A 14,496-nucleotide genomic window follows, 5' to 3' on the forward strand; every position below is an offset into this window, starting at 1 on the left:
CGCGCCCCCGCCCCCGGGGGGGTCGCGCGGCGTCCCACCATCCAGCCCCCCCCTCCACAAACCCCCCCCCCCCGCCGCGGGGGGGGCGGGGCGGGGCGGTGCGGTGCGGTCGGACCGCCAGGTCAGGCGGCCAGGTCAGGCGGCCAGGCCAGGGCGGCCGGGTCAGGCGGCCGGCTTCGCCGTGACGGGCTGGGCGGGCCTGGTCTTGCTGCCCCCGCCGATGACGTTGAAGAACACGGCCAGCGTCGGGACGAGGTAGAGCAGCCAGACGACCAGCTGCAGCACCGTCGGGTCGGGCTGGAAGTTGAACACGCCCTTCAGCAGGGTGCCGTACCAGCTGTCCTTGGGGATGGTGCTGGAGATGTCGAAGGCCGTGCTGTGCAGGCCGGGCAGCCAGCCGGCCTCCTGCAGGTCGTGCACGCCGTAGGCGAGCACGCCGGCCGCGACGACGACCAGCATCGCGCCGGTCCAGGTGAAGAACTTGGCCAGGTTGATCTTCAGCGCGCCACGGTAGAAGAGCCAGCCGAGGACCACCGAGGTGAGCAGGCCGAGCGCGGCGCCGACCAGCGGGTTCCAGCCGTCGTCGGTGGCCTGCACGGCCGACCAGATGAACAGCGCGGTCTCCAGGCCCTCGCGGCCGACGGCCAGGAAGGAGGTGACCACCAGGGCCGTGGTGCCCATCGCGAGCGCGGCGTCCAGCTTGCCGTGCAGCTCGGTCTTGAGGTGCCGGGCGGTGCGCCGCATCCAGAACACCATCCAGGTCACCAGGCCGACCGAGATGATCGACAGCGAGCCGCCGAGCGCCTCCTGGGCCTCGAAGGTGAGCTGCGAGGAGCCGAACTGCAGCACCGCGCCGAAGGCCATCGAGAGGACGACGGCCGCGCCGACGCCGAACCAGACCGGCGGCAGTTTGTCCTTGCGGTCGGTCTTGACCAGGTAGGCGATCAGGATGCAGACGACCAGGCTGGCTTCGAGGCCCTCACGCAGGCCGATCAGGTAGTTGCCGAACACGCTGGCTCCCTGGGGGTGAAGAGGTGGTACGTACGGGGGTGGCGGCGGGTCAGCCGAACAGGGCCTGGCCCCACCACTCCCCCGGCTTGCGCACGCCCGCCGGGCAGGCGAAGTGGGCGGAGCCGACGTGCTGGATGTACTCGTTGAGCTTGTCGCTCGACGCCAGGCGGGTCTGCAGCGGCACGAAGGCCTTGCGGGTGTCGCGCTGGTAGGCGAGGAAGAACAGGCCGGCGTCCAGGCGGCCGAGGCCGTCGGTGCCGTCGGTGAAGGAGAAGCCGCGGCGCAGGATCATCAGGCCGCTGTTGGCGTCCGGGTGGGCGAGAGCGACGTGCGAGTCGGCGGGCATCGCCTTGAGGTCGGGCGCGTCGTGCTCCTTGGCCTTGCCGTACGGGGCACCCTCGCCCTTGGTGCGGCCGAAGACGTCCTCCTGCTCCTTGAGCGAGGTGCGGTCCCAGGTCTCGATGTGCATCCGGATGCGCCGGGCGACGAGGTAGGAGCCGCCGGTCATCCACTCGGGGCCGTCGCCGGGGGCGGCCCAGACGTGGTCGGCGAGCTTCCCGGTGTCGGTGCCCGCGATGTTGTGGGTGCCGTCCTTGAAGCCCATCAGGTTGCGCGGGGTCTGCGCGTCCGGGGTGGTGGAGGAGGTCTTGCCGAAGCCGAGCTGCGACCAGCGGATGCTGACGGTGCCCATGCCGATCCGGGCCAGGTTGCGGATCGCGTGCACGGCGACCTGGGGGTCGTCGGCGCAGGCCTGGATGCAGATGTCGCCGCCGCTGCGGCTCGGGTCGAGCTTGTCGCCCTTGAAGCCCGGCAGGTCGATCAGGGCCTCGGGGCGCTTGGCCTTGAGGCCGAAGCGGTCGGTCGGCTGCCCGTCCGGGCCGGCCTTCTCGAAGAGGCTCGGGCCGAAGCCGATGGTGAGGGTGAGCCGGGAGGCGGGCAGGCCGAGGGCCTCGCCGGTGTCGTCCGGCGGCGCCTCGGGCAGGCCGGTGGCGGCGCCGGTGCCGACCTCGCGGCCGCCGGTCATCGCGGCGGCCGCCTTGGTCCAGTCCTTGAGCAGCTTGACCAGGGAGTCCCGGGTGGCCTTCTCGGAGACGTCGAAGGCGGCGAAGTGCAGACGGTCCTGGACCGGGGTGGCGATGCCGGACTGGTGGTCGCCGTAGAACGGCACCTCGGCGCCGGCCGGGGCGGCGGCCGCCGGGGCGGGGTCGTCCTGGTTGGTGGCCGCGGCGACCGAGCCGACGGCCGCGGCGCCGAGCGCGACGCCCGCGCCGGCCCAGCCGATGACGGCGCGACGGCTGACGGCGCCCTTGGTCGCGGTGGCGTCGGCGGTGGCCGGCGTCCCGTTCTGCTGCTCGTTCTCGGCGTCCATCGGTGGGCTGGCCCTTCTCGGTGCTGAACTGCTCGGGGTGCTCGACTGCTGTGGTGCTGGACTGCTGTGCGCCGGCTCACGGATGCCGCGGCGACCGGTTCGGGCCGCCGCGGCGTCGGTGGGGTGGTGCCGGGTGCGCGTGGTCGGTTACTTGACGACCACGGCGGCGGCCAGCTTCGACAGCGGCTCGCCCAGCGAGTTGACGGCGTCGGAGAAGGTCTTGCGCTCGGCCTCGGTGACCTTGTCGTAGGAGGTGAAGGTGCCGTCGGCCTGCTTGTACTTGGCGAGCAGGGCGTTGATGGCGGCGAACTCGGAGTCCAGCGTCTTGGCCAGCTCCGCGTCCTTCTCGGAGGCGACCGGCTTCAGCAGCTCGTAGGCCTTCTGCGCGCCCTCGACGTTGGCCTGGAAGTCGGCCAGGTCGGTGTGGCTGTAGCGGTCCTCCTCACCGGTGATCTTGTTGGTGGCGACCTCGTCCAGCAGCTCCTTGGCGCCGTTGGCCATGCTGGTCGCGGTGATCTCGGCGGCGGGGATCTTCGCCTGCCAGTCCTTGAGGTCGTTGACCAGCTGGTCGGCGAGCTTCTTCTCGTCGTCGCCGATCCTGGCGTCGGCCCAGAGCGACTTCTCCAGCTTGTGCCAGCCGGTCCACTGCTGGCCGGCCTCGACCTTGTCCTCGCGGGTGTCGGTCTTGGGGTCGACGTCGCCGAAGCTCTCGGCGACCGGCTCGGTGCGCTCCCAGCCGGTGCGCGAGGCCGCGAACAGCGACTTGGCCTTCTCCAGGTCACCGGCCTTGATCGCGTCGGCGAAGGCTTGGACGGCCGGGATGGTGGCGTCGGCCTGCTGCTGGGCGTAGGTGCGGTAGGCGTCGACGGCGGCGGCCAGGCGCGGGTCGGCCGGGGCGGCACTGCCGCTGCCGCCGGACACGGTGATCTTCTGGCGGATGCCGTCGCCGACCATGCCGGGCTTGCAGGCGATCTCGTACGAGCCGGCCTTGATCTCGGCGTTGATGCTGGCCTTGGTGCCGGGGCCGATGTTCTCGCGCTCGGTGATGATCTTGTCGCCGTCGCCGTAGACGTAGACCTCGGTGGTCTTGGAGCCCTTGTTGCTGATGTCCAGCACGACGTGGCCGGCCGGGAAGGTGGTCTTGGACACCTCGCACGCGGTGTCACTGGCGTTCACCGTGACCGCGTCGGAGGAGCCCGCCTTGTCGTCCTTCTTGGACGCGCAGCCGGCCAGGGTAGCGGTCGCCACGGCGAGGGTGAGCAGCGCGGCTGCGGTGGAACGGCGACGGGCGGACATGCGTGCTCCAACGGAAAAGGGCATGGGGGTGCCTCGGCAGTGCGGGGGCCGGCGGGGGGCGGGCCCCCGTCGTTAGCTAAGGCATACCTTACGTAAGGATGTCTCAACGTCCACACCCACCCCCTGAACCGTTACCTTCCCGGTGTGCGGCGGGCGGCGGCCCGGGCCGTCCAGCGGCCCTCGTGGCGGCTGATCCGGATCGGGTGGCCGAAGGTCGCGCTGATCAGCTCGGTGGTCATCACCTCGTCCACCGGTCCGGCCGCCACGCACGCGCCGGCGCGCAGCAGCAGGGCGTGGGTGGTGCTCTCCGGCAGCTCCTCCAGGTGGTGGGTGACCAGCACGCTGGCCAGTTCCGGGTGCTGGTGGCGCAGCAGGTCCAGGCTGTCGAGCAGCAGCTCCCGGGCGGTCAGGTCCAACCCGGTGGCTGGCTCGTCGAGCAGCAGCAGGCGCGGGGCGGGCATCAGGGCGCGGGCGATCAGGGCCCGGCCGCGCTCGCCCTGGGAGAGGGTGGTCCACGGCGCCTCGGCCATCGCGCCCATGCCGAGCGTCTCGATCAGCCGCTCGGCCCGCTCCAGCACCTCCGGGGCCGGCTTGCGGTGCAGCTCGGGCTCGATGGTGTTGGTGTGCCCGGTGAGCACGACCTCGCGGACGGTCAGCGGCGAGCGCAGCGGGTGGCGCGGGTTGACGTGCCCGAGGTGGGAGCGCAGCTCGCGGATGTCGACCCGGCCGAGCCGGCCGCCGAGCACGTCCACCTCGCCCCGGGTCGGGTGGGAGACCGCGCCGAGCAGCGCGAGCAGGGTGGACTTGCCCGCCCCGTTGGGGCCGAGCAGCGCCCAGTGCTCGCCGGGCCGGATGTCGAGGGTGATGCCGCGCAGCAGGTGGCGGCCGTCGCGCACGACGTCCACGTCCCGGGTGCGCAGCAGTGGGCCGTCGAAATGCTCACTCATGGGGCAATGCTCTCCGATCGCGGCGCCGGGCGGGCCGGCGCCCTCCGTCCGCATGCAGAGTACAACCGTCGGCCCGGGCGGGGCCGGGCCGTCCGAAGGGTGGACTAGCCAGAACCCTGTTGCCCGAGGGGAGTTGGGAGGAGGATCGTGCCTCCGAGGGGACCAGGGGACAAGGGGGAGGCGGGATGACGGTGGATGCCGAGCGGACCGGGACACTGCACGGGCTGGTCGAGGAGCAGGCGCGCCGGGCACCGGCGGCGGTGGCCGTGCGCTGCGGCGAGCGCGAGCTGACGTACCGGGAACTGGACGGGCGGGCGGACCGGCTGGCCGCCGTGCTGGCGGAGCGCGGGCTGGGCCCGGGCGGCCGGGCGGCCGTCGCGCTGGGCCGGGGCACCGAGGTGTACGTGGCGCTGCTGGCGGTGCTGAAGACGGGCGCGGCGTACGTGTCGCTGGAGCCGACCGCACCGGACGCGCTGCTGCGGCACCTGCTGGCCGACGCCGCGCCGGACGTCCTGGTGACCGAGGAGGAGCACCGGGTACGGCTGGCGGACGCGGGCGGGGTGCAGCTGGTCTGCGTCGACACGGCGGCGGACGCGAAGGCGCCGTTCGCACCGCCCGGGGTCGGCCCGGACGACCTCGCCTGCGTCTTCTACACCTCCGGATCGACCGGCCTGCCCGTCGGCGCGCTGGTCGAGCACCGCAATCTGCTGGCCGCGTACGAGGGCTGGCGCGAGGTGTACGGGCTGACCGCCGGGGACCGCGTCCTGCAGACGGCGAGCCTGGAGTTCGACGTCTTCACCGCCGACTGGGTCCGGGCGCTGTGCACCGGCGCCACCCTGGTGGTCACCCCGTTCAACCTCACCCTGGACCGCACCGCCGACCTCGGCGCGCTGCCCGCCCTGGTGACCGCCGAGCGGATCACCGTCCTGGAGCTGAACGTCCGCACCGCGCGCCGGCTCACCGCCCTGCTGGCCTCGACCGGCACGGGCCTGCCCGGGGTGCGGCTGCTCACCGTCGGCGCCGAGAAGTGGTACCTGGACGAGCAGTTGGGCCTGCAGCGGCTGCTCGGCGAGGGGACCAGGGTGCTGAACGTCTACGGCCTGGCCGAGGCCACCGTGGACAGCACCTACTTCGACGCGCAGGGCACCGCCGCCGCCGACGGCGCCGAGCGGGTCTCGCTGGTCGGCCGGCCCTTCCCCGGGACCCGGGTGTACGTCCTGGGCCCGAACGGCACCCCCGCCAAGCACGGCATGACGGGCGAGATCGCGATCGGCGGCGCCGGCCTGACCCGCGGCTACCTCGGCCGGCCCGAGGACACCGCCCGCCGCTTCGTCCGCGCGGACTTCGACCCGGACGGCCGGGTGCTGCTGACCGGCGACCTCGGGGTGCTGCGGGCGGACGGCGTCCTGGAGTTCACCGCCCGGGCCGCGACGGTGGTCGGCCCGCTCGGCGCGCAGTCGCCGATCGGTGTGCTGGCGCGGGTTCGGGCCGCGGTCCACGCGGAGGGTGCGCTGCGCGGGCATCCGGCGGTGCGGGAGGCGGCCGTCGTCGAGGTGGAGCCGGTGCCGGGGAAGCGGCAGCTGGTGGGCTACGCGGTGACCGAGCCGGGCGCGGACGGGGCGGACGGCTGGTCGCTCTCCCAGTACCTGGGGACGGAGCTCAGGGGCCGCACGGCGCCCGTCGCCGTCGTCCCGGTGGCCGAGCTGCCGCGCACCCGGGCGGGCAAGCTGGACCGCACGGCCCTGCCGCTGCCCGCTCCGCCGGAGCACACCGCGCCGCGCTCCGCCAAGGCGGGGAGCCGGAGCGGCAAGGGCGGTGGCAAGGCCGGGGGCGCGGGCTCCGGGGACTCGCGCTTCGTGAACGGCTGCGCGGCGGTCTTCTGCACCGTGCTGTTCGCCGCGGGCGCCTGGGCGGCGACCTACGCGCTCTTCCCCGGTGCGACCGACGTCAGCGGCGTCCCCGCCCCGTACGACTCCCTGTTCCGGCTGCTCTACCTGTGCGAGAACCTCGCGTTCGGCGCCGGGGTCGTGTACCTCGCCAGTGGATTCGAGGCCGTCCAGCGGCTGGGCCGGCCGCGCCGGCTGTCGGTGCTGACCCATCTGTCGATCACCTGGCTGCTGGTCAACTGGTGCCCGCAGGACAACCTCTACCGGCTCACCCGGGCCACCGACTGGCCGCGTGAGGCGGCACTGGTGTTCGCGTTCAACATCCCGCTGATGCTGGCGGCGCTGGTGCTGGTCCGCTTCGTGGTCTGGCGGCCGCCGGTCGGGAAGGCGTGACGGCGGCTCACCTGAGCGCCTCGAACATCCCGGCCAGCCCGTGGTTCGCGGCCGCGACCAGGGCCTCGGCGGCGTCCAGCGCCTCGGCGTCCGGCCCGGCGAGGGCGAGGCCGACGAAGGGTTCGGGCTCGTGGCAGGCCGTCGGGATCAGCGGGAGCAGGGTGACGCCGAGCCGGGCGCAGCGCGGCCGCAGCCGTTCCAGGTGGTCGTGCAGCGCGGCGGGGGCGAGCCTGGCACCGAGCGGCATCCCGTCCAGGGTGCGGACCAGGTGGCCCGGGCCGCGCACCTCGTCGAGGCGGGCGGCCAGGGCGAAGGCGACGGCGGGGCCGGTGAGCCGCAGGTTGATCTCGGTGGGGGCGAGCCGGCGTTCCCGGTCGGTGACGAAGTCGACGTCGTACCAGCCGCGGTAGCCCTCGGCGGCGAGCCGCTCCCCCACCGCCAGGGTGAACCGGCGGGCGGTCGCGGCGGCGCCCTGCGGCACCGCGCCGGGGCCGACGGTGACGCCCTGGTAGCGGGTGCCGGCCACGTCCATGGCGCCCGCGCCGACCGGGTGGACGGTGCCGTCGGGGCCGATCACGGCGTCGTGGGTGAGGTCGCGCAGCCGGGCGGCCGGGCCCGGGTCGACGTGCTCCTCCAGCAGCAACGGGCCGTCGGGCGGCAGCACTTCGGTGCGGACCAGGCGCCGCAGCAGGGCCGCGCCGCCGCCTGCGGAGAGCAGTTCGGCGGGCTCGACCACGACGGTGCCGTAGCCGCCGACGCCGTAGGGGCTCTTCAGTACGGTGGTCAGGCCGCGGGCGGCGAGCGCGGTGAGCCGGCGGGCGGCCCGGCGCCGCCCCTCCGGGCGTTCCTGGTGCGGGAGGCGGATGCCCGGGTGGTCGGGGGCCAGGGCGGCGAACAGGTCGTGCGCGGCGGCCTTGGACTCGTAACGGCGAATGGCGGCCAGTTCGGGCCCTTCGCCCTGCGCGGCCGTCCGCCCCCACCGCACCACCGGTGCGCCGGAGTCGGCGATCCGCGCGGTCAGGGCGGGGCGGGCGGCCAGGGCCTCGGCCACCGTGCGGTCCGCCGCCACGCCGCCGTGCACCTCGACCGGGCCCCAGGCCAACTCCCGAGCCAGCCAGTCGGTCCACTCGGGGGCGACCTCGGCGGGCAGCACCAGCAGCGTCGGTTCGGGGCTGTAGCCGACGGCCAGACAGGCGTAGTGGTTCGCCTGCCGCAGCCGTCGCAGGCGCTGTGCGGCGTCCATGCCGGGGGCGAAGAACTGCGCGTTGAAGTCCGCGACGTCCCCCACGTGGACCGCCGCCCGCCCGCCGGTCCAGGCCCCCACCCATCCGTCCATGGGGCGGAAGCCTAGGCGTTGCGCCGTCCCGGCGCGCGGGTTTCCGGGAGCGGGGCGGCGGGCCACGCCGGAGTAGTCGATCGTCACGACGGGACTGTGGACCGCTTGTTAACTTCTGATCATTTTTGACTGCCCAAGGACACAACTTGGCAAAGTTATGACCTTTCCTCTAGCTCGACCTGACTGATCGCCGTCAATCTCTGACCAGCTCCTATCCCTGCAGCTAACCCCCACTGGAGTCAGAGTGACCCCCACGTCCTCCTTCCGCCGTGCCCGCGTGGCCGGAGCCATCGCGATCGTCGCCGCCCTCGCCGGCGCGACCGTCCCCGCCGCCACGGCCTCCGCCGCGTCCGACCCGCGCGGCGCCGCGATATCCCAGGCCCGCGCCAACGTCGCCCACAACGCGGCGGTCTTCGGCTTCGGCGCCGGCCAGGACCTCGTGCTCAAGGACGTCGTGCTCGACGCCGACGGCACCTCGCACGTCCGCTTCGACCGCACCTACCAGGGCCTGCCCGTGGTCGGCGGCGACCTGGTCGTCCACCAGGACGCCAAGGGCAAGTTGAAGGACACCTCGCGCGCGGCCGCCCACGACGCCGCCGTGAAGTCGACCACCCCCAAGGTCGCCGCGCAGCACGGCGCCGCCGACGCGCTCTCCGCCGCCCCGGACGTCCGGGACGCCGTCAGCACCCCCGAGCTGGTCGTCTGGGCCGCCGACGGCACCCCGCGCCTCGCCTGGCGCACCACCGTCGAGGGCACCGGCGAGCACGGCCAGCCGGCCGGCAAGGTCGTCGTCACCGACGCCACCACCGGCGAGCAGATCGAGGCCTACGACGCCGAGCACCAGGCCTCCGGCACCGGCAACTCGGAGTACACCGGCACGGTCACCGTCGACACCACCCCGGTCAGCGGCGGCTACACCCTGACCGACCCGGTCCGCGGCCACGTCACCAAGGACGCCCACAACCTGTCGTCGAGCTCGGTCAAGGCCTCCTCGGGCACCGCCTTCACCAGCACCACCAACGTCTGGGGCGACGGCAAGAAGTTCTCCACCGACCGCTCCACCGCCGCCGTCGACGCCCACGCCAACACCGCCTGGACGTACGACTACTACAAGAACACCTTCGGCCGGAACGGCATCAAGAACGACGGCAAGGGCGCCACCGTCTTCGTCCACGTCGGCACCAACTGGGACAACGCCCAGTGGTCCGACGCCTGCTTCTGCATGATGACCGGCGACGGCGACGGCAGCCACGACCCCGAGCAGGTCGACCTCGACACCATGGGCCACGAGATGACCCACGGCGTCACCAGCGCCACCGCCAACCTGCGCTACAGCGGCGAGTCCGGCGGCCTCAACGAGTCCACCAGCGACATCTTCGGCACCATGGTCGAGTGGTACGCCAACAACAAGGTCGACACCCCCGACTACCTGTTCAGCGACCAGTCCACCCCGCCGTGGCTGCGCCGCTTCGACAAGCCCTCGCTGGACGGCGCCTCGGCCGACTGCTGGAGCAGCTCGGTCGGCAAGCTGAACGTGCACAACTCCTCCGGCGTCGGCAACCACTGGTTCTACCTCGCCAGTGAGGGCAGCGGCAGCAAGACCATCAACGGCTTCACCTACAACAGCCCCACCTGCAACAGCTCCACGGTGACCGGCATCGGCAACCAGAAGGTCGCCAAGATCTGGTACCGCGCGCTGACCGTGTACATGACCTCCACCACCAACTACAAGGGCGCCCGCGCCGCCTCGCTGAGCGCCGCCAAGGACCTCTACGGGGCGACCAGCACCGAGTACAAGGCCGTCGCGGCGGCCTGGAGCGGCGTCAACGTCAACTGACGCCCGGGGCGATGGGGTTCGGCGCTCTAGGGCTTGTCTGACAATTCCCGCCGCGCGCAGCGAATTGTCAGACAAGCCCTAGTGGTCGAACCCCACGTGGCAGTGGTCGTGGTGGGTGTCGTCGGTGAAGAACAGGTTGCCGGCGCCCGGGACCACCACCGGACCGCCCACGTTGTAGGAACCGGCGGCGGCCGCGTCCCGCATGAAGGACGCGATCAGCTGCCGGGGCGTGGCCGCGTCCACCACGGCCATGCCGTCGATCCGCCAGACGTCGAAGGCCCGGCCCAGCGGATGGTCGCTGGGCCGGGTCGTCCCGAAGACGTCCAGCGGGTGGCCGGTCCGCACCACGCTCACCGAGAGCGTGTACGGGCCGGCCAGCCGCAGCATCGCCTCCGGCACACTGTCGTGGAGGGTGCCGCTGCGCAGGTCGGCCGCGGCCTCGGGCGGCAGCTCGATCCGCGGCTCGGCCAGCACCCGGGCCACCGCCGCCGGCGGTGAGGCGGCCGCCGGGCCGGCGACGCCCGGGTGCAGCTCGGTGACGGTCCAGCGCGGCTCGGCCCGGCTCAGCCGGACGTCCACGGTCGTGCCGCCCTCGGCCACCGAGCCGTCCGGGCTCCGGGTCCACTGCCGGCACACCACCAGCACGCTCGCCGAGTCGGCGAGGATCCCGCCGTACTGGGCGACGATCACCTCCAGGCTCGCCTCCGGCGCCGCCGGGGCCAGCGGGCCCGCCTGGTCGGCCAGCGCGGGCGGCAGGCCGAGCGCCGCCACCCGGGCCCGGGCCGCCTCCACGCCCTGCCCGCCGGGCGGCCAGGCGCCGAGCGCGGCCACCAGTTCGACGGCGCGGCGCTTCACGTCGGGCTGGATCTCGGACGGGCCGGGCTGCCAGAGCGGCGGCTGAGGCAACGGGGTGGGCGTCGCGGTCGGCATCGGGCTCGTCGGCGTCGGGCTCGTCGGCATCGGCGTGCCGCTCGGTGCGCCGGGCGTCGTCGCGCCCGGACTCGGCCCCGCGGCCCGCGGCCCGCCCCCGCTCGTGCAGCCCGCCGCACCCAGCACCAGGGCCGCCGCGCCCGCCCTCAGCACCGTGCGCCGGTCCGCGCCCGGGCCGCCCCCGGCGAGCGTCCGGAGGTCAGTCGTACGGCCGGTCGGACGGTCGGACGCCGGGCCGGACCCCGGGCCGGACATGCGGTCTGCCGTGCGGTCGGTCATGCCGTCAGTATGCGACCCGGGGCACCGCGGGCGGCGGAGGCGGCGGCAGCGGCGGAGGTGGAAGCAGCGGCGAAGGCAGAGGCCGGCCGCTGCGACCGAGGGGCAGGCGACGGGGCGTCAGTCCAGGCGGCGGATCGGTTCGCCCGCCAGGAAGGCCACGATGTCCTCCACCGCCTCGCCGTAGTAGCGCCGGTAGTTGTCCCGCGAGACGTAGCCGAGGTGCGGGGTGGCCAGCAGCCGGGGCGCGGTGCGCATCGGGTGGTCGGCGGGCAGCGGCTCGATGTCGAAGACGTCCACGGCGGCGCCCGCGATCGCTCCGCCGGTGAGCGCGGCGAGCAGCGCGTCCTGGTCGACGATCGCCGCCCGGGAGGTGTTGACCAGGTAGGCCCCGGGCCTCATCAGGGCGAGTTCGGCCGCGCCGACAAGTCCCCGGGTGCCCTCGTTCGAGGCGAGGTGGATCGACACGAAGTCGCTGCCGCCGAGCAGTTCCTCCTTGGTGGCGGCGCGGCGCACGCCCGCCGCGGCGGCCCGTTCGTCGGTCAGGTTCCGGCTCCAGGCGATCACGTCCATGCCGAAGGCGCGCCCGACCTCGGCGACCCGGCTGCCGATCTTCCCGAGGCCGAGCAGTCCGAGCACCCGGCCGTGCAGGTCGGCGCCGACCGTGCTCTGCCAGGGGCCGCCCTCGCGCAGCGCGGTGTTCTCCCGGACGAGGCCGCGGGCGAGTCCGAGCAGCAGCGCCCAGGTCAGCTCGACCGGCGGGGTGGAGGAGCTGGCCGTTCCGCAGACGGTCACACCGTGGGCCCGGGCGGCCGCGTAGTCGATCACCGAGTTGCGCATGCCGGAGGCGATCAGCAGTCTGAGCTTCGGCAGCCGGGCGAACAGCGAGGCCGGGAAGGGCACGCGTTCGCGCAGGGTCACGACGATGTCGAAGTCGGCCAGGTCGGCGGCCAGTTCGTCCTCCGAGCCGGCGTGCTCGCGGAAGGCGGTCAGCGAGACCCGGCCGGCCAGCGGCGACCAGTCCACGATGCCGGAGGCGACGTCCTGGAAGTCGTCGAGGAGGGCGCAACGGAGAACCCGAGGTGTCATGCCCGCACTCTCCCAGACGCGGTCCGGTGCCCGGCGCGCCAGGCCCCCCTCGGAGCCGCGGTCTGCGAGATTGGCCGGTGGGGGGACCACCGGCACGGACCCCAGGGAGACCCACCATGGCCAGGCTCACGCTCACCACCTTCCTCACCCTCGACGGCGTCATGCAGGCCCCCGGCGGCCCGGAGGAGGACCGGGCCGGCGGCTTCCCGTACGGCGGCTGGCTGGCGCCGTTCTTCGACCCGGACACGGACCGGTTCATCGGTGAGGTGTTCGAGCGTGCGCAGGCCTTCCTGCTGGGGCGGCGGACGTACGAGATCTTCGCCGGGTTCTGGCCCGGGATCACCGACCCGGCCGACGCGGTGGCCGCCAGGCTGAACGGCCTGCCCAAGTACGTCGCCACCCACACCCTCACCGACCCGCGGTGGCAGCACACCACGCTGCTCGGCGGGGACGTCCCGGCCGAGGTCGCCCGGCTGAAGGAGCGCCTCGACGGCGACGGCGAGTTGCAGATCCACGGCAGCGGCGCCCTGGCGCGCACCCTGATGGGCCACGACCTGATCGACGAGTACCACCTGCTGGTCGCACCGGTGGCGCTCGGCGCAGGCATCCGGCTGTTCCCCGAGGGCGGCCCACCGACCGCCTTCGAGCTGACCGCCTCCCGCGTCACCGCCTCGGGCACCGCGCTGCTGAGCTACCGCCCCACCGGGCGGCCGGCCTTCGGGGACTTCACCCGGGCGTAGCCGGCCTCCCGGACTCCCGGACTCCCGGACTCCCGGACTCCCGGGCTCGCGGGCTCCCGGACTCCCGGGCTCGCGGCTGGCCGGCCGGCCTCACGCACCCGTGGGTGCATCGGCCTCGGGGGCCGCAGGCCGTAGCCGACCCCGGTCCGCGCGATCCAGGACGGCTCGCCGGGCTTCGCCCTCAGGGCGGTCATCGGGTGCCGCAGCTCGTGGGGGTGGAACGGGGCGCCGTAGTCACGCCACACGATCACGTACGGCTCGTGCGGGCCCTCCCCGGGTCGATCAGGCCGCGCAGCAGCGTGGCGTCGGCGCGGGTGAGGCGCGCTTCGCGGCCGTCGACGGTGGCGATCCGGGTGTCCGGGTCGCGGACGAGCCGACCCTCGAAGGCGGTCACCGGGCCCTGCGGCCCCGGCCCCGGGACCGGGACCGGCCCGTCTCCGAGCCGTTCCGCCGGGCTCCGGTCGTCCGCCGGTCGACCGTCTGCCGCGTTCTCCGTCTCCGGACCGGGCAGCCTAACCGGCGGCGCCGGACGGCGACCGGGCCGCGTTCCAACCGACCAGCTCCGCCGGGCGGTTGGTGATGATGCCGTCCACGCCCTCCTCCGCGAGGGCCTTCCAGCGGGCCGGCCGGTCGACCGTCCAGACGTTGACCGCGACCCCGGCGGCGTGCAGGTCCCGGACCACGCCGGGGCGCGCGGAGAGCGCGTCGTCCGAGGGGTTGTAGGCGGCCAGGCCGAGCTCGCGGGCGGTGCCGACCGGGTCGGTGTCCAGGGTGGCGCGGAGCAGGCCCAGCGGCAGTTCGGGGGCCAGTTCGCGGGTGTGGCGGAGGGCGTCCACCTCGAAGCTCTGGACAAGGACCCGGTCGGTCATGCCGTGGTCGCGCACCTCGCGCACGATCCGGGCGACCTCGTCCCGGGTGTGCGGCCCCTTGATCTCCAGCAGCAGCTTGCCGCCCCTGGTGCGCAGGTCCTCCAACTGGGCGGCGAGGGTCGGCAGCCGGGTGCCCGCGTAGGCCGGGGCGAACCAGGAGCCGGCGTCCAGCGCGTCCAGCTGGGCGGCGGTGAGGTCGCGGATCCGGCCGGTGCCGTCGGTGGTGCGGTCGACGGTGTCGTCGTGCAGCACGTACGGGACGCCGTCCTTGCTGGGCTGGACATCGTCCTCGATCCACTCGGCGCCCGCCCGGCGGGCCACCTCGTCGGAGACCAGGGTGTTCTCGGGCGCCGCCGAGGAGGCCCCGCGGTGCGCGTACACGGTCGGCGGCGCACCGGCCGCGCTGGGCCGGACGTGGGGGGGGGGGGGGCGGGGGCGGGGGGCGCCCCCCGCGCGCGGGGGCGCGCGCCGGAGCGCGCGCGCGCCGGGGAGCGCGCGGGGGAGAGAGAGAGGGCGC

Annotated in this window: 12 protein-coding genes; 3 read left to right on the top strand and 9 right to left on the bottom strand. The window is 74.2% G+C overall.

Going from position 1 to position 14,496, the window contains the following annotated elements; all coding sequences use genetic code 11:
• Positions 1-162 precede the first annotated feature (162 nt).
• The 4 genes from efeU to ACFV0O_RS21995 form a co-directional block, all read right to left on the bottom strand.
• Positions 163-1,011 (bottom strand): iron uptake transporter permease EfeU, encoded by an 849-nt coding sequence (efeU, locus tag ACFV0O_RS21980; protein ID WP_380344269.1) that lies wholly within the window; start codon positions 1,009-1,011, stop codon positions 163-165.
• A gap of 49 nt (positions 1,012-1,060) precedes the next feature.
• A complete protein-coding gene (efeB, locus tag ACFV0O_RS21985) occupies positions 1,061-2,380 on the bottom strand; it encodes an iron uptake transporter deferrochelatase/peroxidase subunit (protein WP_380344271.1) in 1,320 nt (439 codons plus the stop codon).
• Between the two features lie 147 nt (positions 2,381-2,527).
• Positions 2,528-3,676 (bottom strand): iron uptake system protein EfeO, encoded by a 1,149-nt coding sequence (efeO, locus tag ACFV0O_RS21990; protein ID WP_380344274.1) that lies wholly within the window; start codon positions 3,674-3,676, stop codon positions 2,528-2,530.
• 131 nt (positions 3,677-3,807) lie between these two features.
• Positions 3,808-4,623: an ABC transporter ATP-binding protein gene (locus ACFV0O_RS21995; protein WP_380344277.1), complete on the bottom strand. Its 816-nt coding sequence runs from the start codon at positions 4,621-4,623 to the stop codon at positions 3,808-3,810.
• A 185-nt stretch (positions 4,624-4,808) separates the two neighbouring features.
• Here ACFV0O_RS21995 and ACFV0O_RS22000 point away from each other — a divergent pair, with 185 nt between their 5' ends.
• A complete protein-coding gene (locus tag ACFV0O_RS22000) occupies positions 4,809-6,902 on the top strand; it encodes an amino acid adenylation domain-containing protein (protein WP_380344280.1) in 2,094 nt (697 codons plus the stop codon).
• Positions 6,903-6,909: 7 nt separating this feature from the next.
• Here ACFV0O_RS22000 and ACFV0O_RS22005 read toward each other — a convergent pair whose 3' ends face one another.
• Complete coding sequence (locus ACFV0O_RS22005; RefSeq protein WP_380344283.1) at positions 6,910-8,238, bottom strand: hypothetical protein; 1,329 nt, start codon at positions 8,236-8,238, stop codon at positions 6,910-6,912.
• A 244-nt stretch (positions 8,239-8,482) separates the two neighbouring features.
• Here ACFV0O_RS22005 and ACFV0O_RS22010 point away from each other — a divergent pair, with 244 nt between their 5' ends.
• Positions 8,483-10,075: a M4 family metallopeptidase gene (locus ACFV0O_RS22010; protein WP_380344284.1), complete on the top strand. Its 1,593-nt coding sequence runs from the start codon at positions 8,483-8,485 to the stop codon at positions 10,073-10,075.
• Positions 10,076-10,153: 78 nt separating this feature from the next.
• On the opposite strand, the gene ACFV0O_RS22015 is transcribed toward ACFV0O_RS22010, so the two are convergent.
• Together ACFV0O_RS22015 and ACFV0O_RS22020 are read right to left on the bottom strand one after the other, a co-directional pair.
• The gene (locus tag ACFV0O_RS22015; protein ID WP_380344287.1) at positions 10,154-11,005 is read right to left on the bottom strand and encodes a hypothetical protein; all 852 of its coding nucleotides are present in this window, start codon (positions 11,003-11,005) and stop codon (positions 10,154-10,156) included.
• A gap of 396 nt (positions 11,006-11,401) precedes the next feature.
• On the bottom strand, positions 11,402-12,370 hold the full coding sequence (locus tag ACFV0O_RS22020; RefSeq protein WP_380344288.1) for a D-2-hydroxyacid dehydrogenase family protein: 969 nt from the start codon (positions 12,368-12,370) through the stop codon (positions 11,402-11,404).
• 116 nt (positions 12,371-12,486) lie between these two features.
• Here ACFV0O_RS22020 and ACFV0O_RS22025 point away from each other — a divergent pair, with 116 nt between their 5' ends.
• Complete coding sequence (locus ACFV0O_RS22025) at positions 12,487-13,110, top strand: dihydrofolate reductase family protein (protein ID WP_360268280.1); 624 nt, start codon at positions 12,487-12,489, stop codon at positions 13,108-13,110.
• 247 nt (positions 13,111-13,357) lie between these two features.
• On the opposite strand, the gene ACFV0O_RS22030 is transcribed toward ACFV0O_RS22025, so the two are convergent.
• A complete protein-coding gene (locus tag ACFV0O_RS22030; protein ID WP_380344291.1) occupies positions 13,358-13,504 on the bottom strand; it encodes a hypothetical protein in 147 nt (48 codons plus the stop codon).
• A 118-nt stretch (positions 13,505-13,622) separates the two neighbouring features.
• A complete protein-coding gene (locus ACFV0O_RS22035) occupies positions 13,623-14,360 on the bottom strand; it encodes a glycerophosphodiester phosphodiesterase (protein ID WP_380344293.1) in 738 nt (245 codons plus the stop codon).
• Positions 14,361-14,496 lie beyond the last annotated feature (136 nt).

Origin of the sequence: Kitasatospora sp. NPDC059577, from assembly GCF_042735475.1 — a bacterium.
In the GTDB taxonomy this organism is placed as follows: domain Bacteria; phylum Actinomycetota; class Actinomycetes; order Streptomycetales; family Streptomycetaceae; genus Kitasatospora.